Annotated in this window: 30 protein-coding genes; 18 read left to right on the top strand and 12 right to left on the bottom strand. The window is 31.6% G+C overall.

Annotated elements, in window-relative coordinates:
- Window positions 1–27: 27 nt before the first annotated feature.
- The gene (locus tag WDZ98_RS08325; protein ID WP_368060589.1) at window positions 28–552 is read right to left on the bottom strand and encodes a hypothetical protein; all 525 of its coding nucleotides are present in this window, start codon (window positions 550–552) and stop codon (window positions 28–30) included.
- Between the two features lie 55 nt (window positions 553–607).
- Entirely contained in the window at window positions 608–1,240 is a 633-nt protein-coding gene (locus WDZ98_RS08320) for a hypothetical protein (protein ID WP_368060591.1), read from the bottom strand.
- A 195-nt stretch (window positions 1,241–1,435) separates the two neighbouring features.
- On the opposite strand from WDZ98_RS08320, the gene WDZ98_RS08315 reads away from it, so the two are divergent.
- The 3 genes from WDZ98_RS08315 to WDZ98_RS08305 all read left to right on the top strand — a co-directional run bounded on the left by WDZ98_RS08315 (window position 1,436) and on the right by WDZ98_RS08305 (window position 3,648).
- Window positions 1,436–2,221, top strand: a complete 786-nt coding sequence (locus WDZ98_RS08315) for a hypothetical protein (RefSeq protein ID WP_368060593.1) — start codon at window positions 1,436–1,438, stop codon at window positions 2,219–2,221.
- A gap of 10 nt (window positions 2,222–2,231) precedes the next feature.
- The gene (locus WDZ98_RS08310) at window positions 2,232–3,218 is read left to right on the top strand and encodes a hypothetical protein (protein ID WP_368060595.1); all 987 of its coding nucleotides are present in this window, start codon (window positions 2,232–2,234) and stop codon (window positions 3,216–3,218) included.
- Between the two features lie 148 nt (window positions 3,219–3,366).
- On the top strand, window positions 3,367–3,648 hold the full coding sequence (locus WDZ98_RS08305; RefSeq protein WP_368060597.1) for a Fe(2+)-trafficking protein: 282 nt from the start codon (window positions 3,367–3,369) through the stop codon (window positions 3,646–3,648).
- Here WDZ98_RS08305 and WDZ98_RS08300 read toward each other — a convergent pair.
- Complete coding sequence (locus WDZ98_RS08300) at window positions 3,645–4,106, bottom strand: hypothetical protein (protein WP_368060599.1); 462 nt, start codon at window positions 4,104–4,106, stop codon at window positions 3,645–3,647. The two genes, WDZ98_RS08305 and WDZ98_RS08300, sit on opposite strands and share 4 nt — an antisense overlap.
- 79 nt (window positions 4,107–4,185) lie before the next feature.
- Here WDZ98_RS08300 and WDZ98_RS08295 point away from each other — a divergent pair, with 79 nt between their 5' ends.
- The 3 genes from WDZ98_RS08295 to WDZ98_RS08285 are packed head-to-tail and all read left to right on the top strand — an operon-like array spanning window position 4,186 to window position 6,639.
- Window positions 4,186–5,187 carry an adenylosuccinate synthetase gene (locus tag WDZ98_RS08295; RefSeq protein WP_368060601.1) on the top strand — a complete coding sequence of 334 codons (1,002 nt, stop codon included), beginning with the start codon at window positions 4,186–4,188 and terminating at the stop codon, window positions 5,185–5,187.
- A gap of 50 nt (window positions 5,188–5,237) precedes the next feature.
- Window positions 5,238–5,918, top strand: coding sequence for a hypothetical protein (locus tag WDZ98_RS08290; protein WP_368060603.1), 681 nt, complete (start codon window positions 5,238–5,240; stop codon window positions 5,916–5,918).
- Window positions 5,899–6,639 (top strand): orotidine 5'-phosphate decarboxylase, encoded by a 741-nt coding sequence (locus tag WDZ98_RS08285; RefSeq protein WP_368060605.1) that lies wholly within the window; start codon window positions 5,899–5,901, stop codon window positions 6,637–6,639. The genes WDZ98_RS08290 and WDZ98_RS08285 overlap by 20 nt, the downstream gene beginning before the upstream one ends.
- Here the strand turns inward: WDZ98_RS08285 and WDZ98_RS08280 are convergent.
- From WDZ98_RS08280 to WDZ98_RS08265, 4 genes are all read right to left on the bottom strand, one after another.
- Entirely contained in the window at window positions 6,619–7,038 is a 420-nt protein-coding gene (locus WDZ98_RS08280; RefSeq protein WP_368060607.1) for a bis(5'-nucleosyl)-tetraphosphatase, read from the bottom strand. The genes WDZ98_RS08285 and WDZ98_RS08280 overlap by 21 nt on opposite strands.
- Window positions 7,035–7,778, bottom strand: coding sequence for a polyprenyl diphosphate synthase (gene uppS, locus WDZ98_RS08275; RefSeq protein WP_368060763.1), 744 nt, complete (start codon window positions 7,776–7,778; stop codon window positions 7,035–7,037). The genes WDZ98_RS08280 and uppS overlap by 4 nt, the downstream gene beginning before the upstream one ends.
- 133 nt (window positions 7,779–7,911) lie before the next feature.
- The gene (locus WDZ98_RS08270; RefSeq protein WP_368060609.1) at window positions 7,912–9,057 is read right to left on the bottom strand and encodes a DUF373 family protein; all 1,146 of its coding nucleotides are present in this window, start codon (window positions 9,055–9,057) and stop codon (window positions 7,912–7,914) included.
- A gap of 71 nt (window positions 9,058–9,128) precedes the next feature.
- Window positions 9,129–9,629: a hypothetical protein gene (locus WDZ98_RS08265; protein ID WP_368060611.1), complete on the bottom strand. Its 501-nt coding sequence runs from the start codon at window positions 9,627–9,629 to the stop codon at window positions 9,129–9,131.
- 250 nt (window positions 9,630–9,879) lie between these two features.
- On the opposite strand from WDZ98_RS08265, the gene WDZ98_RS08260 reads away from it, so the two are divergent.
- The 7 genes from WDZ98_RS08260 (at window position 9,880) to WDZ98_RS08230 (ending at window position 15,288) form a co-directional block, all read left to right on the top strand.
- On the top strand, window positions 9,880–10,026 hold the full coding sequence (locus WDZ98_RS08260; protein WP_297593533.1) for a DUF5679 domain-containing protein: 147 nt from the start codon (window positions 9,880–9,882) through the stop codon (window positions 10,024–10,026).
- 143 nt (window positions 10,027–10,169) lie between these two features.
- Window positions 10,170–10,592, top strand: coding sequence for a translation initiation factor IF-2 (locus tag WDZ98_RS08255; RefSeq protein ID WP_368060613.1), 423 nt, complete (start codon window positions 10,170–10,172; stop codon window positions 10,590–10,592).
- Entirely contained in the window at window positions 10,592–10,888 is a 297-nt protein-coding gene (locus tag WDZ98_RS08250) for a DUF424 domain-containing protein (protein WP_368060615.1), read from the top strand. Before WDZ98_RS08255 ends, WDZ98_RS08250 begins: the two co-directional genes overlap by 1 nt.
- Window positions 10,889–10,973: 85 nt before the next feature.
- Entirely contained in the window at window positions 10,974–11,753 is a 780-nt protein-coding gene (locus WDZ98_RS08245; protein WP_368060617.1) for a serine protein kinase RIO, read from the top strand.
- The gene (locus WDZ98_RS08240) at window positions 11,750–12,322 is read left to right on the top strand and encodes a pre-rRNA-processing protein PNO1 (RefSeq protein WP_368060619.1); all 573 of its coding nucleotides are present in this window, start codon (window positions 11,750–11,752) and stop codon (window positions 12,320–12,322) included. Before WDZ98_RS08245 ends, WDZ98_RS08240 begins: the two co-directional genes overlap by 4 nt.
- Window positions 12,309–14,183, top strand: a complete 1,875-nt coding sequence (locus WDZ98_RS08235) for a DNA topoisomerase VI subunit B (protein ID WP_368060621.1) — start codon at window positions 12,309–12,311, stop codon at window positions 14,181–14,183. Before WDZ98_RS08240 ends, WDZ98_RS08235 begins: the two co-directional genes overlap by 14 nt.
- A complete protein-coding gene (locus WDZ98_RS08230; RefSeq protein WP_368060623.1) occupies window positions 14,164–15,288 on the top strand; it encodes a DNA topoisomerase IV subunit A in 1,125 nt (374 codons plus the stop codon). The genes WDZ98_RS08235 and WDZ98_RS08230 overlap by 20 nt, the downstream gene beginning before the upstream one ends.
- On the opposite strand, the gene WDZ98_RS08225 is transcribed toward WDZ98_RS08230, so the two are convergent.
- Window positions 15,289–15,801, bottom strand: a complete 513-nt coding sequence (locus WDZ98_RS08225) for an Hsp20/alpha crystallin family protein (RefSeq protein ID WP_368060625.1) — start codon at window positions 15,799–15,801, stop codon at window positions 15,289–15,291.
- A 17-nt stretch (window positions 15,802–15,818) separates the two neighbouring features.
- On the opposite strand from WDZ98_RS08225, the gene WDZ98_RS08220 reads away from it, so the two are divergent.
- From WDZ98_RS08220 to WDZ98_RS08205, 4 genes are read left to right on the top strand one after another with little or no spacing between them, the layout of a single operon-like run.
- A complete protein-coding gene (locus WDZ98_RS08220) occupies window positions 15,819–16,037 on the top strand; it encodes a hypothetical protein (RefSeq protein ID WP_368060627.1) in 219 nt (72 codons plus the stop codon).
- A gap of 44 nt (window positions 16,038–16,081) precedes the next feature.
- Window positions 16,082–16,432, top strand: coding sequence for a hypothetical protein (locus WDZ98_RS08215; RefSeq protein ID WP_368060629.1), 351 nt, complete (start codon window positions 16,082–16,084; stop codon window positions 16,430–16,432).
- A 22-nt stretch (window positions 16,433–16,454) separates the two neighbouring features.
- Complete coding sequence (locus tag WDZ98_RS08210; protein WP_368060631.1) at window positions 16,455–16,853, top strand: hypothetical protein; 399 nt, start codon at window positions 16,455–16,457, stop codon at window positions 16,851–16,853.
- An 8-nt stretch (window positions 16,854–16,861) separates the two neighbouring features.
- On the top strand, window positions 16,862–17,146 hold the full coding sequence (locus WDZ98_RS08205) for a hypothetical protein (RefSeq protein WP_368060633.1): 285 nt from the start codon (window positions 16,862–16,864) through the stop codon (window positions 17,144–17,146).
- On the opposite strand, the gene WDZ98_RS08200 is transcribed toward WDZ98_RS08205, so the two are convergent.
- From WDZ98_RS08200 to WDZ98_RS08185, 4 genes are all read right to left on the bottom strand, one after another.
- Window positions 17,143–17,934 (bottom strand): S-methyl-5'-thioadenosine phosphorylase, encoded by a 792-nt coding sequence (locus WDZ98_RS08200; RefSeq protein ID WP_368060635.1) that lies wholly within the window; start codon window positions 17,932–17,934, stop codon window positions 17,143–17,145. The genes WDZ98_RS08205 and WDZ98_RS08200 overlap by 4 nt on opposite strands.
- A complete protein-coding gene (locus WDZ98_RS08195) occupies window positions 17,934–18,446 on the bottom strand; it encodes an adenine phosphoribosyltransferase (RefSeq protein WP_368060637.1) in 513 nt (170 codons plus the stop codon). Before WDZ98_RS08195 ends, WDZ98_RS08200 begins: the two co-directional genes overlap by 1 nt.
- Before the next feature lie 38 nt (window positions 18,447–18,484).
- Entirely contained in the window at window positions 18,485–20,623 is a 2,139-nt protein-coding gene (locus WDZ98_RS08190; protein ID WP_368060639.1) for a biofilm-associated protein, read from the bottom strand.
- A gap of 98 nt (window positions 20,624–20,721) precedes the next feature.
- Window positions 20,722–22,815 carry an AAA family ATPase gene (locus WDZ98_RS08185; RefSeq protein ID WP_368060641.1) on the bottom strand — a complete coding sequence of 698 codons (2,094 nt, stop codon included), beginning with the start codon at window positions 22,813–22,815 and terminating at the stop codon, window positions 20,722–20,724.
- Window positions 22,816–22,919: 104 nt separating this feature from the next.
- Between WDZ98_RS08185 and WDZ98_RS08180 the strand changes: the two genes are divergently transcribed.
- Window positions 22,920–23,378, top strand: coding sequence for a hypothetical protein (locus WDZ98_RS08180; RefSeq protein ID WP_368060643.1), 459 nt, complete (start codon window positions 22,920–22,922; stop codon window positions 23,376–23,378).
- The last annotated feature ends 176 nt before the right edge of the window (window positions 23,379–23,554 follow it).

Below are 23,554 nucleotides of genomic sequence, written 5' to 3'. Positions count from 1 at the left end.
TATTACTTTCTTCTTTTTTCTTAATTTTTAGAATAATGGTGGTATTCCATTAAAAAAGAAATTATATGCATAAATTATTCCAAAACCTATTGTGCTTCCTCCAACGAATGGAATCCATTTAGTATTGTTGACTCTTTTCAGTTTTCTTTCAATCTTTGGAATTCTGATAATTGAAACTGCCATTGCCATTAATGTAAAAAATGCAAGTGCTGCATGACCTCCAATTGCAACTGGAATTCCATACGTGAAATCAATAGCTTCTGCCTCTTGATAATCAATTTCATATGCTGACTTAATTCCAAGAAGAATTCCTAAACCGCATAATACTCCTAATACAAAGAATATGATGTAGGCTCTGTCTGTCATGACTCCTTTCTTTTCAGTTTTCTTTCTCTGAGAAGTATATGAAAATAAAATCAAAACTAATCCACTAATTACAAGTGTGGGAATATCTGAATCACTAGAAGTTTGATCTGATAGAAGTATCAAAATAATACCAATGTATCCTACAAAGACTATTGTGAAAACTATCCCAAATCTCTCGAAATTCATATTTCATTCATGTTTATTTTGTAAATAAAGAAGATGTACATGAGATTTAAGATTCTCAATTTTTCTTCACTTTCTTGAGTTTACTTTTTTTACAGTATTTTTCTTTATATTCTTCATCTGCCTCTTTCTCCAATATTTTCAAGAAATTTTTTGCGAATTTATTTTGCTTTGCTTCTTTATGTAAAAATTTTAATTCTAATAATGGAAGTAGTCCAGCTAGACTCACTGCACGTTCAAATTTTTTCTTAACTTGTATCTTTGGAATTGTTTTTTGGTTTATACCATAGAAATTATGACCAAGTGAATTTCTTAATCTATTAAATTCTTTGAGAACTTCTACGACTTCATTCTCATCATCATCAAAAAGTCCAAGTTCTTCACATAATGAAGTCAAATCTAAATATGATCTTTCATTTAATTTTTTTAAATTTTCGACCATGTTTATATTATTGCATATGACGAACATTTCCCAAATTCTGTTTAATTCTAATTCAAGTAATCCATGAAGAATAATTACTGCCTCTATTGTTTTTCCTTCAGAAAATATTCTTTGAGATAAAATTTGTTGTTCTCTCCAGTCTAATTCTTGAGGGTCTTTGGTTGGTAAATCTTTATCTTTGAAAAGTTTCTGAGCTCTCTTCCAATCTTCAAACCCTAAATCGATCTCATCATTTTCAAGATTGGTCATGACATTAATTCTAAATCAATTGAATATATGATTCTGCGTAGTCTGGTTTTACACCTAAAACTATCTAAATGTCATGTATGTACTAAGTAATACCTAACTAGTGATAAGTGATGTTAATTAGTGCCTATTTTTTATAATATTTTATAAAAAACTGACAAATAATATTATAGTGAGATATTTCTATTATTGTATATAATGACTAATCAAGACTGGATTTTAGAAAAACACATTTCTAAAAAAGCATTACCTCGTGAAAATATTATTAGCTGGATAAAATGGAATCCAAATTTAACTCCTAAAAGTATCACAATAAAATTTGAACCTGATTTTGTAATCACTAAAGTTCTCAATATTGATGAAAAAGGATTAAAAAATAAAGAATTTGACTCTGGAAAAATTACCTTAGACCGAGAATATATTCAAATTCCTGGATTCTTTGGATTCACTTGTTTTTATAATGAAATGCCTCAAAATGAAATAACATCAAATTTTATTGTAGAATTTGATTTTGGTAATGATATTAAAAAGATAGAATATTCTACTAAAATTATAAGACCAATAATAAAATTTGAACAAAATGAATACACATTATCATCCTCTCGATTTGTTAATGTTGTAGATCCTCTTAATTTAAAACTCATTAACATTGGTTCTGGACGAGTAACTAATCTGCGCCCGTTTGCAGATATAATGAAAACAGATGATATGGAAATTAAAATACAAACTAAAAATGAAGATATAAAAGATGAGAGTTTAGTATTTGTAAAAACTAACCAAATCTCAATTCCTAAAGTTATTGTTACTGGTGTAGGATATGGTATGTTTTCAATAGGATTTGAATATGAAGATGCTTTAGGTAATTCTTACAAATCTGAATTAGCTACACTTTCAATTAATATTGAAGAAAAACAAACTTTGCAAGTACCTCTAACTGAAAATATTTCTAAATTATCTGCACCATTACTCAAAGCTGTTGCATAGAGATTAAATTTTGGCAGAGATTGCATTAACCGGATCATTAATTTCTGCATTAGGTTCCACAATTCCTTCTTTACTCCAAAAACTATCTGAACTAAATGTTACCACTCGTCAGGGTGTAACAGTGTTTTACAAATCCTGTGAAATTGAATTTGTTTTTCATTTTAATATGGGTTCTATGACCTCTAGACTCAATTCTATAATTAAACCTCTACAAAAATTTCTTGTTAAACCTATAGAATTAGATCATGTGATTGATATCAGTGGCTATACGTTAACTGGTGATAATGATCTTAAAAAATTAGGAATTATACAAACTGAAAAAGATAAAGCCACTATTAATTTTGGTAAGCTTTTAGAATTAAATTCTGATTTAGTAATATTAACAGTTAGAAAAAAATTAAACCCTAAAATTCCTGAAGCCTTGTTATCTCTTCATATTGATCAAAATCCTGAATATGTTGGAAAATTAACATCAGCTAACATTGAACTTGCGTTAGATTATGGAAATTTGTGGTATAACGACTTTGATCACTTTAACGTTAGAGACATTGAATTTTCTTTTGGTTTGACGATAGATTTACCTACAATCATTAATGCATTATCTCCTTTACAACGTAAAAAAATTATTAACGCGGGTAAAGCGTTTTCTCAAGGTAATAGAGATGCTATAAGTTATCTTAGAATATTCTCAGAAAATTTTTTAAAATTTCAAAGTGATGAATTAGAATCTGATTTACTCGATTGTGTATCTATGGAACCTGAAAATAATTTTCACGTTTTATCAATTCATCCCAAAATGCAATCTGCTGAAATAGCTAGCGTGGGACATCCGATTGTTTTACCTGGTGAGATGAAAATTTTTGTAGAGTGTAGATTAGAAGGAAAAGATATGGTATTAAAAGGAAAAATAACTATTGACTTAGAAAAATTCAGTAAAGTTTTAAGAAAAATTACATCTTCTATTGAACAGCAAACTGGTGGATTAAAATTCAAATAACATCGTATTTTTAAACTTCTAAACATTGGATTATACTCTGTTGAAACTTTTTTTATGTTAAAAACATAATTACGCACAAGTAAACAGGTAATTTTTGTATCATTTCCATTCAAAAAAAGATAAAAGGAGTTATTTATTGTGATTTAGCATGAGTCGTATCTGTACAAAATGTAAGAATTCTATTCCTGATAATGAGCAACTTGGAATTGTTGCTGAGAAATACCCCACATGTAACAAATGTTGGGCAGAATGGAAAGAATATCAAATTATGGTAATGAATGAAATGAAACTTGACATGTCTTTACTTGATCATAGAAAATTATTAAAAAAACATGAGAAAATATTTGTAGGCGTGTTGTCTCCTGAGGGTGAAATAATAGATTATACTAATGAAGACAATAGAAAGCCTGATGAGCCTAAAGGCGCCTAAAGATTCAAGTGTTTTTTCGCATTATCTGGTATAATTATCGTAACCTTTCTTTTAGAATTCTCATCTAGACTATTGATGATTTTTTTAATTGTGTTTGCAAGAGTCTCTCTTTCATTTTTCTCTAAAGTCAAAAATATTTCTAAAATCCCATCTACGTTAAAGGCGATTAATTTATGAGGTGATTGTGCTATTTCTGTAATATATGCAGAAAATAATCCAGCTCTTTGTTCTTCTGATAGAGTAGTTAGAATTTTTAACCATGTTTTAAAAAGTTTTGAAAAATTAGGAAATGGAATTGTAGGACCTGCTTCTAATGCATTGTTTATGACCTCTTTTCTTTCATCTTCTGGTAATGAAAAAAATTCCATCATTCTTTTTTTTAAAATTGGATTTCTTAGAAAATCTGGCAAATTAGCCAAATTAATTATGATGTTTCCTGCAAAATTTTCTCCGACCATGGATCTAAATGATTTATTGTTGAATATAAAATCATGTTAAAACACTTTAGCTTAAATAAACGAACTGAAGTTTATCAATATGACATCCACTGTAGTTGTTGGAGGATTTTTTGGTGATGAAGGTAAAGGAAAAATTATATCATATTTAGCAATTAAGGATAATCCAAAAATAATTGTACGTGGTGGTGCTGGTCCTAATGCCGGTCATACAATTAGAGATGGTGATAAAGTATACAAAGTTAGAATGCTTCCAAGTGGTTTTCTAAATAAAAATGCTAAGGTGATGATTGGACCTGGAGTTGTAATTAATCCTGCTATCCTTAACAAAGAAATCAACGATTTTGATGTATCAGGACGTGCATTTATTGATAAACATTGTGGAATAATTGAGGAAACTCATCTATCTAGAGATTCTAAAGGTGACCTAAAAGAAAAAATTGGAAGTACTGGTTCAGGTACAGGTCCTGCAAATGCTGATAGAGCTATGCGAATTTTGAAACTAGCAAAAGATTTTGATTCTTTATCTTCACTTATTGTAGATGTACCTTTAGAGATAAATTCTGCACTTGCAGCAAATGAAAATGTATTGGTTGAGGGTACTCAAGGAACTTTTCTCTCTTTGTGGCATGGAACATACCCATTTGTAACATCCAAGGATGTTACTGCATCTGGAATTTGTGCGGATATTGGCTTAGGTCCTACAAAAGTCGATGAGGTAATTGTCGTTTTCAAATCTTATGTAACCCGTGTTGGAACTGGTCCTCTTGATAAAGAACTATCTCTAGAAGAAGCAGAAAAAAAAGGCTGGTCTGAATTTGGTACTGTTACAGGTCGTCAAAGACGTGCTGCAGATTTTGATTTTGATTTAGCTAGGCGTGCAATCATGCTTAATGGTGCTACACAAATTTCAATTACAAAATTAGATGTGCTTTTTACAGATTGTGCAGGAAAAACTTCTTTTAATGAATTATCAGATGATGCAAAAGCATTCATAAAAAATATTGAAGAAAAATTAAACACGCCTGTTACAATAATTGGCACTGGTCCATCCGTTAACGATGTGATTGATAGAAGAACTTAGGCTCAAAATATTTCGGATAAGTTTAATTTGATAACCAACAGCTAACACCTGTGGACAAGACACAAACTACTGATAAATTACCACGTTATATTCAAGTGAATTCAACTTTGGAATTTACGAGGCTCGTTTGTGCATTGGAACGTGCACCTCGTGTTTCTTTCTTACATGATTATGATGGAAAAAAAATATTGTCTGTTCAAATGGATATTCTAAAAGAAAAACCAGTTGTGTATTATACACATTTAGAACATAATGGACATTATCTTTGCTATGGATTAAAAGGCGGAAAAGAAGAGTCTGAAATTGTTGATACCACTTCTGATGCTAGTAAACTGTATTCTCCAATTGTTAGAATAAAATCTCTACCTAAAACATTACAACCTGGAAATGGAACTTTGGATAGATATCAACCAATAGAATTAGAAGATATGTCTAGCTTAGCTAAACTCACTTGGGGTTTTGAAGAAATGCCATTTCCATTATTTTTATTCCCACGAAATGATAAATGGTTAATTGGAGTTTTCATGAATTTTAATGATGAGGGAACCTCTTATTTTTGCCATGTTGTATTAGACGGCGATCCACTAAAACCATTTTTAAAATTTTCAACTGTAAATGGAACTCAACCAACTTTTGTGGATAGTCCTTCTGAACATGGATATTCTTATATCAAAATCATAAAATTAAAAGACACACATCCATTAGTTGACTATGGCCACCTTCAAAACTAGACTTTCTCAGATCTCAAAGATTAATGGCAAAGTTATTCTTGCTAATGATTATGATCTATCTGTTAAAAATTTAGAGACAAAAACTATTCAAAATATAACCCAATTACACCATTATCTTTGTGGAATTAAACTAAATTTCCATTTACTTCTTCCTTTAAGTGGAAAAGAAATTCTCAAAATCAACAAAACAGCTCATAGATATGGATTACAAACAATTGCTGATATCAAACTTAATGATATAGGAAATACAAATCAAATAACGTCCGATCATCTATGGAATTTAGGATTTGATGCAGTGATTGCAAATCCAATAATGGGTCTTGATAGTTTAAAAAATCTTGTAAAATCTTCACATAAACATGAAAAAGGCGTTATTACTTTATGTCATATGAGCGCACCTGAGGCTAAATTATCCTATGACATGGAAATTAAAATGGGAAAAAAACAACAATTGTACCAATTGTTTTTGGATTGGGCTCTAACTGCAAAGGTTGATGGAATTGTGGTAGGAGCTACATTCCCAAAAATTATAGAATATTGTTCCAACAAAGCAGGAAAAAATTTAAGTATATTTTCTCCAGGTGTTGGAACTCAAGGTGGTAGTGCAAATGAGGTAATTTCATCTGGTACTGATTATCTTATTGTTGGGAGAACTATTTTAAATTCTCAACATCCAATTAATGTGGCAAAAGAATTACAATTACAAAGTTTTGGAAAGTAACATTTGAGCTTTTGTTAAAACAGTTTTTGCATTATCAAATGTAGTTTTCTCCATAGATGTAGTATAATCCATCCAAGTGAAATTTAGATGTTCATGTGAAATTTTTATTTCTTTAGTTTTTGTTTCAGCTAAGAAAAAGACTACTTTTTTGTGAACTAGTTCTCCTTGATATTGAAAATTATATTCAATCCACTCTTCAAAATTTTCTATAAATACAATATCTGTTATGCCTGTCTCTTCTTTTGTTTCTCTGATAGCTGTCTGATGAATGTCTTCTCCTTTTTCCATCTTTCCTTTAACAAAATCCCAATGTCCAGAAGGATAATGTAAGAGTAAAAATAAAATTTTTGATTCTTCTCTTCTAAACAATATAATTCCAGCTGATGTCTCTTCAATCATTTTCCTAACCTTCTTTTCCTTTCTTGAAAAGTCCTGATTGCTCTCATTAAATCTATTTTTCTAAATTCAGGCCAAAAAATATCCATAAACACTAGTTCACTATATGCACTTTGCCATATTAAAAATCCACTTAATCTTTTTTCTCCTGATGTTCGCAAAATCATATCTGGTGATGATTGAGGTAAATGTGATGTGTAAAGATTTGATTCAATCTCATTTTTATCAATATCTTCTACATTTAGAGAACCATTTTTGATCTTCTCTCCAATTTTTTTTACTGCATCTACTAACTCATTTTGTCCACCATATGCTAGTGCAATATTGAGAAAATGTCTATCATAATTTTTTGTAACATCATCTAGTTGTTTTAGAATTTCTTTTATTGATGTCGGAAGTAATTCAATTCTTCCAATAGCCTTGACTCTCATTTCATTTTTATGTATTCTTGGATCATTGAATAATTTCTCTAATCTCATACGAATTAATTCATAGAGATATTCAAGTTCATCATCATTTCTATCTAAATTTTCTGCGGAAAGCGCATAGAGAGTTATAATTTTAATATCAAATTCTTCACACCAATCAAGAAGATTTTCTACTGCATCTGCACCTTTCCAATGTCCTTTTTTTGGCATTGATAGATGTCTTTTAGCCCATCTCCTATTCCCATCAAGAATTAATGCAACATGGTTTGGAATATCTCCATTTTTGATCTCACTTTCTAGTCTCTTACCATATATCTTATAGAGACCTGATATCTGAAAAATTACATCCTTTATTTTGCTAATGTTTTATCGCCACTTGATGATTTACATATGATTGAAGATATCAGTGTTTTTCAGAAACTGATCTTAAAACCTGATATGACTAAATTTAGTCTGAAACCATTTCTTGATCTTTATGTTTTCTATATTTTTTAAAGAGAATTGTGGCTGAGATTAGTGTGACTGCCAATCCTCCTAATAATGGAGGAACCAAAGTAAGAGAAGGCTCATCATTAATCATAATGTTAGTAAATTGTAATATTATGGGGTATAGTGCAGCCCAAACAATTATTCTTAAAATGTCACTAATTTGTCTTGGAACTCCGCCCATCCAATTGCTAAGTAATGTTCCCGCAAATATTGAACCCAATCCTATCCATAACATTGGTAAAACACCAGATACAAATTGTCCAACAATCACTTTGTCAGTAATTATTGGAATTATTTCTATATTGTTTTCAATTAATTTTGGATCAACTGCATCAATTCCAGATGGTACTGATGAAAGAATAAGCAAAACACCTGCAACCATTGTGAACATTCTGATAAAACCCATCGGAGTTGGTTTTGACCAATTTGATAATGTCCTATCAATATCAAATGCTCTAATCAAAAATGCTGCACCCAAAATACTTACAAGAAGTGCAAATATTTCAGCTGTATAACCAATCACGGTTCCTATTCCACCAATTAATAAAAGAATTCCTGGAACTCCTAAAAAGAATTTTGAATATTTTGAATCATAAACAAGCATTTTTAGATATTTTCCGAAAACTGCATAAGAATATTCTACACTTCTACTAACTTTCATTACCACACGCTGTACTGATACTACTGGAAGAACATTTTGAATTACTGGAATAACACTTTCATCATCTTCACCATCTGAAACTATTACTGCACCATTTGCAGAAAATTTCTCTAATACCTTTTTTGTTTCAACTAGAATTTTTTCATCAGCTTGAACCCCTCTAGCTTTCACTCCTGCAATTGTGACTACTTCTACTTGGTATCCTTTACTGATCAAATCTTCGTATGTTTTAATTGCAGCAAAAATGGAATTTGAATCTGCATCTTCAGGATCTTCTAAAGCTAATCTCTGTGCTGCCTCAATACATGCATCTCTTCCTACTACTGGTGTAATGATCCCAGTTTTTTCACCTACATCATTATCTCTGTCAATACATATTACAAGTAATTTCTTGGCTGTAGATACATTCACATCTTTTTCAACCTTATCTGTATGCTGAGACATTCTACTTTTCATTACATAATTACTTTTTAACGATTTCCAACCATTCTGCTTAGTAAAATTCGGTCTTGAGGCTATCTTGGTCTTGTTTGATCTGAATTTCTAACAAATTCTTTGTATTCTGTCTTTAACAACTCCATCTTTTCTAACGATTCACTTATTTTTTCCTCTGAACTTGCGTTTTCAATTAGATTAGCCAAGACTTTTGTTTCCATTATGTATGAATTAAACTTCATCATTGCGTTCATGTAATTGATATAGCTTGTTTGCCACTCTTCAGAAGGTTTTGATGCAACAAATTCACTTATTTGTGTAGTTACTTGTGATGATGTTACTTCGATTACTGTGATATATTCTTGTGGAGTGATTTTTCCGTTGCGAAGATTCTGATATTCAATATTTACTGATTCCTCTAAAACCTCGTGAATATTTTTTACTCCGTCTAAATAATCCTCATAATCTGATACAACAAAAGTAGTCTCATAATCTTGTGGAATGAACCATAACAAAAAACTTGCACCAGTAATTGCAGCTAAAATAATACCTGTTATGACTATTCCTTTTTTTGATGCCACTTTGTTACTTTGTTAATAAGGAGTTTATAATTGGTAATACTACACAAAATCTTCATTTACTAAACAAATGTTAGTAAAATTCTATTATTTCTCCACTTGTTAATGATTTTTTTTAAAAAAGCTTATTTTCTAACTATTTTTCAATAAATTGGCTTTTTTAATGCCTGAAAAAATTTACACATATCCAGTCTATAGTTAATTAATTTTCACAGCCTCTTCCTAAATACCGCCAAGTTTGACAAATTTCATAATGGTTCAAGCATATTGCGTAAAATGCAGAGCAAAAAGGGATATCAAAGATCCTAAAGAAACTAAACTAAAGAATGGACGCCCTGCAGTAAAAGGTACATGTCCTACATGTGGAACTAACGTTTTCCGTATTGGAAAGATGGAATAACTTCAAACGAAACCCACACGATTTCTCTTTTTCAAATTTTATAGTGTCAACTATACGTAATATCAAATTTTTTAGAATTTTTTAATAATTATCACAATTTTTAGAATAATACCAATATATGGTCAAATACATCATAATTTTTAGTGACTAAATCAGATTATGAAAATTTACTTAAGCGTATTCAGGATAAGATAGGTGATACCAACAAAGAATCTACCACTAGGTTTGAACTTCCTGTAGTGGATGTGATGTGGGAAGGACAGAAGACTTTTCTACGCAATTTCTCAGAATTTCCAAAGGTTCTTCGAAGGGATCCAGATAAGGTTCTTCAATATCTTTCAAAAGAATTTGCAGTTCCTGCTGAAAGACTTGGTGATAAAGCTATGTTTGTTGGTAGAAGGGCTCCAGATGATTTTACAAGACTATTCCAAATTTATGTAAAAGATTACCTTGAATGTCCAACATGTAAAAGTCCTGACACAAAAATTCTCAAGGAAAATAGAATTTCATTTCTAATTTGTGAGGCATGTGGTGCAAAATCTACTTTAAAAGGCAAATATGCGTAATGCAATTTTCAGTACGAGTCACTGATTATCAAAAAAAAATAATGCTAAATATCTGTGATGCTGATCTGTTGGGGAAAAAGATCATTCAAGATGATCTAACAATGCATATTAGTGAAAGCTATTATGGAGAAAGATTTGTTGATCACGAAGAGGCAGAAACTTTGTTGAAAAATTCATCAATCATTAACATGGTGGGAAATGAAACCGTTTCATTATCGATTAAACTTGGAATTGGTTCTGAAAATGGAATCAAAATAATTTCTGGCGTTCCGTTCTTAATTATTTTTAATGTGTAATTGTTGTTTGATTTGTTTTTTATTTTACCACTTTTTTATTATTTTGACAGTAATCCCTTTTATCTAGTAGGAGAATGTTCTTTTAATGACTGATACTATTAGTAAAAAATTAGAATCTAAAATAGATAATAAATTAATTTCAAAATCTAAACGAAGTCCTCTGGAAGATGGTTTCAAAAAAGGAAAAGTTGTAAACGAAGTTTTAGATAAACCGACTGTAATGACTCTTTACAAAATGATCACTGATCACATAATTGCATATGTGAATGGTTCTATAAGTGCTGGAAAGGAATCCGTTTTGTTTTGGGGTGTTGATGAAAATAATGTTAATGTGGCATTAAAAATTTATTTGGTAAGTACATCTAATTTTAAAAAACGTGAACCCTACATTACTGGAGATCCACGATTTTCACATCTTAAAAAAGGCACAAAAAACCTAGTTTATCTGTGGGCAAGAAAGGAATTTCGAAATTTATCTCAATGTCATGATGCTGGTATTGCAGTACCAAAACCAATCTATGTTAGCAATAATGTACTTGCAATGGAATTTATCGGCGAAAATGGTGCTCCATGCAAATCTTTACTCATTTCTGAGGTTGACGAGAATGATTACAATCAAGCAATTTCAATTATCAAGGATCTTTATCATAAAGCAAAACTAGTTCATGGTGATTTTTCAGAGTATAATATTTTTAAAACTGATAAGGGCTTGGTAGTTTTTGATCTTGGTTCTGCAGTTGATCTTCGACATCCTAACGCTCACGAATTTCTTAAAAGAGATATTTATAACATTACAAGATTCTTCAATAAAAGAGGAATCTCTGTTGAAAATTCAGATGAATTATTTGAGGAAATTGTAAAATGAGTTTTGAAAAATTAATTCGTATTCCGAATGATCGTATTGCAGTTTTGATTGGTAAATCTGGTAGTGTAAAATCAAAAATTGAAAAATTGTGTCATGTTTCATTAGATATAGATGGTGATTCCGGAGAAGTTTTTATAAAATCAGATGGAGATGTTGAAAAAATTCAACCATTTAAAGCAATGGAAATTGTTACAGCTATTGGTAGAGGTTTTTCTCCAGAGAATGCTATGACTTTGTTAATTGGTGAAAATACATTACACATTATAGATCTTAGAGAGTTTGCTGGAAAATCAAATGCTAATGTTGAAAGGATAAAAGGGAGGATTATTGGAGAAGGTGGTAGAGCTAGAAGAAATATGGAAAATCTAAGTGGCACTCACATTTCAGTTTATGGTAAAACTGTTTCAATTATTGGTGATTCAAGTAAATTACGATTAGCAGTTGATGCAATATCTTCAATTTCAAGTGGAAGTATGCATGGTGCGGTTTATACCAAATTAGAAGCTGCAAATCGTAGAGATAAACAAGAACGAATGAAATTGTGGGAAGATCAAGATGTCTTCTATTAGTGAAAAATTTAATCAGATATCACCTAGTGAATTTTTTTATAGTAACCGTGATTTAGCTGGATTTAGTAACCCAACACGTTCTCTTTATACTGCTGTTAGGGAATTTGTTGAAAACGCATTAGATGCATGTGATCAAAAAGGAATTCTTCCAGATGTACATCTGTCAATCAAGGCTGTTGATCCTGAAAAATCAGACCCTAAACCTTACATTTTGACTGTTAAAGATAATGGTCCAGGTATAGATGCAGGGCATATACCACTAGCGTTTGGAACTGTTCTATATGGTTCAAAATTTGGCCTCAAACAAGCTAGGGGTATGTTTGGACTAGGTGCAACTATGGCTATTTTGTATGGACAAATCACAACTAACAAACCTGTTACTGTGAAAAGTTCTGTAGATGGAAAAATACAAGATGAGTTTGAATTATTACTTGATATTCAAAAAAACAAACCAGTAATTGTAAAACATACAACTAAAGAGATTTCAAAAAAAGGACTCTCTGTGAGTATTTGTTTAGAAGGTGATTACTCAAAAGCAGGAAGCAAAATCAGAGATTATGTTTATGAAACTTCTTTGATCACTCCGTATGCATCAATAACTTTTGATGATCCTAAAGGAGAAAAATTTAATCATCCACGATTTGTAAAAGATATACCACCACCACCAACAATAATTAAACCACATCCACACGGTATTGATGTAGAGAGAATACGAAGAATGATAGTTGAATCTCAATTTGAAATTCCAACTATTGATGATACAATGATTGACAAAGTAAGAAAAGATTTGGGCCTGTCTCTGAAAAGTCTTAGTTTTACTGCAATTATGGATAAAGCAAAGAAAAAATGGAAAACTCTTCCACGTCAAGTCCGAGTAGTTATAGCTTTGATGTCGTTTCTAAAAATGGATTTTGAAAAATTAAACAAAATTAAGATTGAAGATATTGACATGCCTAACAAAACTTTGTATTATTGGGATTTTGGTGATTCACAATCCAAATCTGTAGATATGGATCCTGAAAGTCAGTATTACAAACAATTAACCAATACTGTACAAGGTGAACCTCTTACTACATTTTTAACAAAAAGATTTCAACGAATAGGCCCTACAACTGCATTGAAATTTGCTTCATTTACTGGATTCAAACCAGAAAAACGAATGGGTACAATGACTAATCAAGAATTAGTTAATCTTAGTGATGCATTACAAAAATTTGAAGACTTTCTTGCGCCTGATCCAAGTTGTCTTGCTCCATTAGGTGAGGAACCTCTTGAAAAAGGAATTAAGAAATTTTTTAATCCTGATTTTACCGCTGTAGTTCAGCGTCCTGCATCTGCTTACTCTGGATTCCCTTTCATAATTGAGATGGGAATTGCATATGGTGGTGACATCAAACCTGGGGGTCCACATGTTTATCGATATGCCAACCGAATCCCTTTACTCTATGATGAGGGCAGCGATGTGGTACTAAAAGTTGTAAATGATACTGATTGGGGCAGATATAAGATAAAAGGCGAACCGCCATTCATCATTGTTACTCATATCTGTTCTACAAGAATCCCATACAAAACTGCTGGAAAAGAAAATGTTGCTGATAGACCAGAAATAGAACGAGAATTAAGATTGGGATTACAATTCTTATCAAGAAAATTAGCAGCATACATGTCAAAAAGAGGTCAGGCTGATATGGCAAAAAAGAGAGCAAACCTCTATGCAAAATACATTCCTTTAATCGCAACATTTGCTACAGAGCTTGCTGGAAAGAAAAAAGAACCTAATTACAAAAAAATCTTGGACGCTGAAAATATAGTAGAGTCTACAACAACCGTAGAGGAGGAAAATGAAATTGAAAACGAATAAAGAACAAAATAGAATTAAAGAACGTAGCAAAAAAGCTGATGAAAAACAAAAGAGCATTCTTGAGATGCTCAAAAGTCATGGTGCAAAAATATATGATGATCTAGATAACGGACAATTTCCAAAGTTCTCAATTCCTAGTAGATCTGTAAGCAATATAGTTTATGATAAAAAACTAAGACAATACATTTTAGGTAACAATGCAGCTTTGAGAAGTTCAAGGAATTCTTCTCAGTTAAGATCTTTTACACAATTAATGTGGTTAGCGTTTTTTGCAAATAGACTTACTCAAGAAAAAAAATCATCAACACTAAGAGACGTTTATTATTCTTCACAAGCTTTTGCTATAGAATTCGAAGATCAATCTGAATCAGATAATATCATTGTAGATTTAGAAGCAGTAACTTCTAAGCCTAGAGAAGATTTTCATATTTTTCCAGAAGAGCGAAGCTCTATTTTCGGTGATTTGAATATTGAATATACTATTCCTGGATATGAGGGAAAGACAATGAATTTATCTAATCATCCTGATGGATACTCTATAGGTCCCAGTCTGACTACTGCAGAATTGGTAGATACCAGTGCTGAAATTGTTATTGCAATTGAAAAAGGTGGTCTTTTTACAAGATTTGTAGAAGAGCAAATTGATAAAAAATTCAAATCTATTATTATCAATACTGGTGGACAAGCTCCACGTTCAACTAGAACTCTATTAAAACGACTCCATGATGAAATGAAATTACCTGTAATTGTTCTAACAGATGGCGATGTGTATGGAGAACATATTGCAATGGTAATAAAATCTGGGTCAGCTAACGCTGCGCATCTTAGAGAATTAACAGTTCCTGATGCTAAATGGGTTGGAGTTTGGGCTACAGACATTGAAAAATACAAGTTACCTACAATCCCTATGACTGAATCTGATATCAAACGATGTTATGATCTTCAAAAAGATCCTAGATATCAGGATGGAATATGGAAAAAAGAACTTGATGTATTTTTAAGATTAAAAAGAAAAGCAGAATTGGAAGCTTTCTCTAAATATGGTCTTACTAATATTACTGACAAATACTTGCCACAGAAATTAGAATTAGCAAAAAGTCTCTAGTTATTTTATTCTTAATGTTAACACGCCATTTCTATATTTGAAATCAAAAATCTGCATTTCATTTGCTCCTTCTATTGGAACTTCTTTTGAAAAACCAGATGTACCGCGTATGTATAAAATTCCATCTACTAATCTAACTGCAATTTTATCTTCAGGACCTGGAACTTCTGCTACAAATACAAATTCTTTTTCTCCTTTAATTAAATCATAAACCCAATTCTTTGTTTCTTGCTCTCTAGATTGAGTGTATGTTGGCTTTTGATCTTTTGTCATTTTCTTTAAAACTCTGGCCCAATAAAACATTGTAAGTGCTGCCGCACCAATTAGGATAAAACTCACAAAACCTGAATCTGCTCTTTGTGTCATAATGTAGATAATTCCTAAAAATAAAATTATGATGATTGGTATAACAAAATTTAATGATTGATCATTTGAGTATACACCTTTGTAGCTTGCCAAACAATCAAAATCAGAGTCTACCAAATATAAAGTATCTTTGATATTTATTACCATTTTTGAATTTTTATCTATTGTCTGATGATAAACAATCCAAACTCTCAATCCGTGATATTGTATTGAGAGGAACCATTATTGCTACTATTATAACAATACCATCAATAATTGCATTTATTATCACTTGGATTATTCTAGGTAATCTGATCCATGCTGCAATTTTGGGAGCGATCATACATTTTATTGCAATGGGGTTTTCATTAAAAATTTCTAAAAAACTACTTGTTAAAAAATAACTTTATAGATCATGTTTTATGTTGAATGTTTTATTCAAAAAATAATGCATTCTGGAATTGAAAATGATTTGATACGTGAAATTCACTTAGACCTTGTTCAGGCTAGAGTCTATCTTTTGGTCACATGTTATGGAAAAATGTCATCTAATACAATTGCTACAAAATTAAAAATTTCTTATGATGAAGCTCAAAAAGCATCTACAGACTTGATGACTCTTGGTGCCTTTATTGATATTTCTGAAACTGAATTTGAAGCCATGCACCCTAGATTCACGGCAGTTAATATGTATAGAAAAATGTGTGAACGAGAAAACATTGAATTTAAACGAAATAAAATTGTAGATAGTATCGGTGTAATTTTAGAAAAACTATACGACGATGCAAGAACTAAATAATACTAATTATCTGTGAACAACATTGAGTATAGATACTGAAACTTGTAAGCATCAACCAGTCTATTTTGGTGTTGTAAATATCAACATTGATGAACGAACAATAGGTTCTGTAGATGTCTGGAGATGTGGTGTTTGCAAAAAACGATTCTGTGAAGAAAAACAACTTGGAATTGAAGAACTTGCAGATCTAGTAGGAATGCCAAAAATTGATCCTGATGCAAAGTGGGCAGTTACTGTATGTAAACTACAACAAGGCAAATACAAATGGAAACTAGTGAAATTAAAAGAAAATGGTGAAGTTAAACATGAATGTTTAGATGAACAAGTAATATCACTAAAGGTAAATGATTTCAAAGTTGAAGATGACAAACATTGGAGTTTTCTAGTTGATGACAATGTTAACAAAGCTGTAGAAATTTAATCTCTACAATGGATCTTAAAGTTCACATTAATAACATTCATGGGAGCCAGATGGCTGCAAAGATTAATGGTAATTTCACATTGGATGGTAAGGAATTTCATTTCACAGCTATAGCGTTTGGTAGAATCGGTGGCCAAAATATTGGTGCAAAAATATCACAAACCACTGAGAAAGAATTAGAAAAATTGGGATATGATGTTGAAGAAGTAATTTTATTGCTTCAAAGAAACCTACTTCAAGGTGATTTGACTCTTCCTGAAGGACTTAAAAAAGAATCATTTGCTGATGATTAGAATTCTGCTTCTTCTAATGCCTTGGCACATGAACAACTTCTAGTTTTAGGAATTTTATCTATTAGATCTGTTAATACTTTTTTTGTTTTCTCTACATTTTTTGAAAGCGTTTCTAAAACTTCCTTTGCTGTAACAGGTTTTTCTGCCCAAACATCATAATCTGTAACTGTTGAAATAGAAGCATAACACATCTGTGCTTCTCTTGCTAACTGACATTCTGGCACAAGTGTCATTCCAATTATGTCTGCCCCCGTTGTTCTGTAGAATTTTGATTCTGCTTTAGTTGAAAATCGTGGGCCTTCAATGCAAACATATGTGCAATCTTTATGTATTTTCAAATTCTGATTTTCCGTAACTTTAAGAATTGATGATTGTAGTTCAGGACAAAATGGATCCGCTACTGAAATATGTATGACTCTGCCATCTTCTGAAAATGATCCATCTCGTGATTTTGTAAAATCTAAAAACTGTGTTGGCAATGCAAAGTGTCCAGGTTCTACTTCTTCTTTTAGGCTTCCAACAGCTGATGGAGCTATGATTCTAGTGACTCCTAACTCTTTGAATGCCCAAATATTTGCTTTAAAATTAATCATGTGTGGCGGAATGGTGTGTTTTTTCCCGTGTCTTGGAAGAAATGCAATCTTTCTTCCATTGAAGGTTCCAACTGTAATTGTATCAGAAGGTTTTCCATACGGTGTGTTAATTTCAATCTCTTGTGCATTTTCAAGTAAACCTGAATCATAAATTCCAGTACCGCCAAAAATTCCAATCTCTACATCTTTTTCCATCAATATTTCACCAGTGATTTACAATTGTATTTGCTAATTCCTTTGATTCCATTAAGATCTGTTAATTCAATAATAAACGCAAATCCTGAAATCATTCCACCTACTTTTTCAATTAATTTTGCAGAAGCTTTTGCTGTACCGCCAGTTGCAAGTAAATCATCACAAATGATTATTTTCTCTCCTTTCTTTACAATATCTTTTTGAATTTCTATGACGTCTTTACCATATTCTATAGTGTATGCTAATTTTGTTGTTTTTCCAGGTAATTTACCAGCTTTTCTGATCATAATCATGCCTTTGTTGTATCTTGAAGCTAAGATTGTGGCTAGAATGAATCCTCTTGATTCAATCCCTGCAAAAACATCTACATCTTTTGGATGAAAATGTTTTGAAAATTCATCTGCAATATGAGATAATGCAGATGGGTCTTTTAAAATTGGACTAAAGTCTCTAAATAAAATGCCTTTTTTAGGAAAATTTGGATATTCCGATATTCTGTCTTTAAGATTCATACGTTATGTTTCATGAGGTGAAATAAAATTGTTTGATATTATTGAATTTCAAAAGTTGTTTCTGCTGAATCTGTAGGATTTGTTACTTTGATTGTATATGATCCTGGTTCTGTATCTGGAGAAATTATCCATAATTGAGCAATCTCTCCTGTTTTTGTAATGATACCAAATAAACTGTCTATCACTTCACCATCTTCTGCAATTATTTCTATTTTTACATTCGCTGTTGCTCCAAACACTTTGATCATTATTGTGTCTCCTGATCCTGGTATGTTCTGCCCTTTTTCTGCTACTACTGCCATCCCTTCAAGTATTGATGTAACTACCTCAACCTTAGCATTATCAAAGTTTGATCCACTTTTTGCATTAATTACCCATGTACCCGATTCTGCATTTGATGGGATTCTAAATTCATCTTCGGTGATTTTTCCAGATTTGTCTGAAAATGTTTCTTTTACTTTAATTTCATCTCCATCTGGATTAAGCATAGTTAATGTAAGAAGAACATTTGGTCCTGTCTCTCCTAAAACTAGTATTGAGTCTCCTGCTTTGTAATTTAGTTTTGTTGTATTAATATCAATTTTTCCTGAGCCTGTTGCTAGACCAACTGTAAAAATTTCGGAACTTTGAGCACTACCTTTGCTAACAACTGCAGTGTATACTCCTGATGAATAACCCTTTAAATCTAAAGAGTGTTTTCCACGACCATCTGGTTGTAATTTGATTGATACTGCATCGCCTTTTGGTTTGTCTCCAGGATCTACTATTAACAAGCTAATGACTTCTGATGCTTTTCCAGACAATGTAATTGTTGCAGTATCTGTTGCTTTGTAATTTAGTTTATCAAATTCTAAATTAACTGGAGTTACTGGTAACATCCCTAGTCCTGCATAAGTGAATTCTTTTTTCTTTTCTTGGGTGGCAATTAGTGTGTATGTTCCCTCTATGGTATTTTGTGTGGTTGGAAATTCAAATTCTACTATCCCTGAATCTTCAACTTGAATTATGTCTGATTTAACTTCTTTTCCGAAAGGACTTTCTAATATTAATTCAATTGGTTTGTTTGGTAACGCGGTACCATTAAATCTCATAGTTTCTCCTGGCTCAAATTTCAAACTAGTTGGAATTATGATGATTGTTTTATCTGATTCTACTGTCCAACTTTCTGTTCTACTATTTCTACCATCTGAAACAATTCCAGTATATTTTCCAAATGGCCTATCTAATGGAACCAAGAGTGGTTCTAATGCCCAATCTCCTTTGTTACTACTTTGCGCTGTTCTTGTTCTAACAACTTCGCCATCTGGCCCTGTGATCTCTATTGTAACCCCACTATTTGGTTGTCCAGTTCCAAAAATTTCTAAAAAGTCACCTCTATGAATGACACTTGGAATTCCTTGAACTGTTAATGGAATATCTTGTGTTGGTGTTGTTCTGCTTTTTTCTTCTTCTATTCTAAGACTGATTTTCTTTTCTTTTCCTTCTTTATCTTTTATCAGCAAATCTACTCTGTCTGCTTTTTGATCATCCGGAATTTTCATTGTAGTGATAAAATGACCGTTCTGATCTGTCACAAAAGTACCAATTTTTTTAGTATCAATATAAAAATCCAATTCTTGCGATGAACCGAAATTTTCTCCTGTCACTCTAATTGTAGAACCGACATTTGGTTTCTCTGGTATGATTCTAAATATTGATTCTGTTGATATGCTTTCATCTATATTGTTTAAATTTTGATCAAGTTCTGGATTTTCAGTTACATTTGGTAGTGCTTTAGGAATAGATTTTCCTATACTCATCTCTGCATTTTTACTATCTAATGCTTGCCAATTAATTCCTGGATTGGGTTTGTCTGTTTTCACTCCAAATTTTACAGATTCTCCTGGTTTGATTGGTTCAGATGTTGTAAAAATAATGACGCCCTGTGCATTTTTCTCCCCCACCCATCCTTTTTCAGTTTTAAAAGACATGAAGCTAAAATCACTTCCAAGCCACATCCTAACAGTGTTGACATTCTCATTTGAATCGTTTGTTAATTCTAATACTGATGTTTCTTCTAATGCAATACTATTCACTGTGATTTCTTCACCATATGCCATTGATGGAAATGCAATTATTGTAATTGAAAATAATACTACAATTGAAAGGAAAATTCCTCTCGTCGAGGATCTGTTCATGTAATTCAAACTCAATATCTCTCACTTAAACCTTAAAATATTTTCCTCATTTTTCTATTTCTTTGTTTAGTGTTTTTCATGAGAAAACTTCTTTAATCCTAATATCTTGCCTTTTGAAATTTATTCAAATCTGATTTTGCAACTACATTCTGATATTGTCTGATACGTTCAGCAATTAGTCTGTATAGTGATCTGAATTGGTCTTTAGTTTTATCTGTTAGAAAACTAGTTTCTTCTAATGTGATTTTCTCACAAATATATCTAGTGATTTCTTCATTGTTAAATTCTCCCCAATCATCATCTCTGTGATCTTGCCATATTTTTCTTAATTTTTCTAAAACCCCTTTGCCTTCTTTAGGTATCACCTCTTGTGGTGTTAGATTTGAAAATCCCTCACGTCTAAGTTTTATTTCATAAGTCTGATTTACTGGATACAGATAATCTTCAAGAGCGATATAGTCTTCAATTGATTCAAGTTTTTTACCTTCTCTTTCAAAAAATATAGTTTGAATTGATGAAAATTCGTTTGAAACTAATTGTGCGGAAATTTGCTTTGATTCATCTGAATTATCTAATAAAATAAATGTCCTGTAGCCATGATTTCTGTAAAAAATTGCCAAGGGTAAAACTGAGTTTTTGTTGTAAGCTGCAATCACATTTAATGGATTCATTGATATGTTTGGATCTTGTAAAAATTTATCAAATGCATTAAGATACATTGCATCTGACATTGTTTCCACTATGATTATTGGTCTTGAATTAGTTCCCATCTCTCTATCTACAATAGACTCAACTTGACCTCTACACAATCCATACAAAATTGGTGTTAATGTTTTATCATCTGCATTCCAATAATCATAAAATATTCTACTGAGATGTTTTCTTTTATCCAGTTCTACTACCAGCAGGTTGCCTGGTGTATAATCAAATATCATAAATGGTGAGTGTGTTGCGTACAAAACTTGGTTTGAACCAGCTAAATTTTTTAATAAATCTGAAATTCCCATTTGCTGAGTTGGATGAAGATTTCTTGCAGGTTCATCCAAAAGCAATATAGCTTCTTTTAATTCTGCCCTTTGTGTTTCTGCTGCAAAGTTTACAATAAATGAAAATGTCCATTTGAAACCTTCTGCTCTTCTATTCAGTAATCCTGTGTTGGTAATTGTTCCATCTTTATGTACATCTGAAATTACAACACTCATAATGTTGCCTGGATTATACCTTAAATCAACATGAATTGGATCTCCTTTCCACGCCGGGTTTAGTTTTTTAGTCAACCTGTTACTTGCTGCATTAAGAAGTTTGATACATTTTGATGGACTCTCTTTTACCTCATCTAATTCTTTTATGTCAAGTTCTGCAAGATAAAATAGATTCCTTACTGTCTCAGCTTTATCAAACTCTTCTATGAATTCAATTGATTTTGGACGTTCTCCTCTTTCTTCTCTAAGATACTCGTTGAGATTGATGTTACCGTAGATTTTTTTATAATCTGAAAAATATACAAATCTAGGATGTAATTCGGATGCAATGAAGTTCTGTAATGCTGTCTTTTGACTTTCACCACTTAGAAGATTTGAAAATTGATTTTCAGGATTCTCATAGATTTTCTCCCACTCTGCAATCACTTTGGGTTCTTGAATGGCAATAACATGAAATTGGTTACTAAATTCAGCCATCCCACTATCAAATGTTTCTTGATTCTTTGGGACATTACCTTCAAAAAATCTCGTATCGATTTGTATTCTTAGATGATTTGGAATGGTATCTAAGAATTCAAACATCTGTTTTGAGAAATTTTCCCATGAGTTAATTCCATCATTACCTTCATCACTAATTTCAATATCCTCAAATTCATATTGAACTTTTGGGTTTCGATTTGTTCTGATTAGTTTAATTTTTTTAATTTCGGGCAATCCTGGAAATTTTTCTTTAATTAAACTGATTTCATGTTGATTTAAATCAAAATTACCTTCTGCTAGTCTCATCTCATCTTTTAACTCCTCATTCATTTCATCACAAAGATCTAATTCTGAAACTATTTCGTCTCTATTCAATAGCGTCAATGCCTGTAGTATTGTAGTTTTTCCACTCTCGTTTCTTCCAACAAAAGCTGCTAAATCTCCAACTGTTATTTCTCCAGAGTCATGAATACAGCGATATGCTCTCACTCTGAATTTTCTAAGTCGCATCTAGCGATATTTAGTTGGCTACGATTTAACTCATTCGTCAAATTGATCTTAATCTTTGAAATTTTGCTAAATAGATATAAGGGAATTACAGATCCTAAAACAAAATGGCTACTAAGAGAGTTTTTATTGTATTTGTACTGCCTGTAATATTCTCATTAATTTTCGGTGCTGCAGTGTTATCTGATATTCTTCAAAAACCTGAAAGGCAATTAAATTTGTGGCCCATGTCTTCTGAAGGATTATCCTCTAGTTCTCCAATTGAAATAATTGGTTTGTCAAAACAATATTCTACTTCACAACCTATAGAAATTCAAGTAAAAATCAATGATTCTTCCTTTAACTGCGGAGATCTTTATATCACAATTTACTCTTCTGGCAAAAGTGATGTGATTACTCAAGGAGGCTTTTTTACCCAATGTTTTGAAAATGGGAGTCGAATTATTCCTGTTGGAGACAAATTCTCAAAAATTATTGACAATCCTGGCTCATATGATCTAGTCACTGAAATGGTCTCAAATGAATTGACGACTATTTCTACCAAAGGAACATTTACTGTTAAATAGGAATGAAATGTTGTTGATAAATAAGAAATTGAATATAAAAAATAAGGTGATTTGATGGCAAAGAAAAAAGATACACTGACTGAACCAGCAAAAAAAGCTGAAGCAAAACCAGCAAAGAAAGCAGCAAAAAAAGCTGAAGCAAAACCAGCAAAGAAAGCAGCAAAAAAAGCTGAAGC

It is taken from the genome of Candidatus Nitrosopumilus sp. (assembly GCF_040878665.1).
Taxonomy (GTDB): domain Archaea; phylum Thermoproteota; class Nitrososphaeria; order Nitrososphaerales; family Nitrosopumilaceae; genus Nitrosopumilus.
Note: the sequence above shows the minus strand (reverse complement) of the source record. Positions and strands in the feature narration are given on the sequence as shown.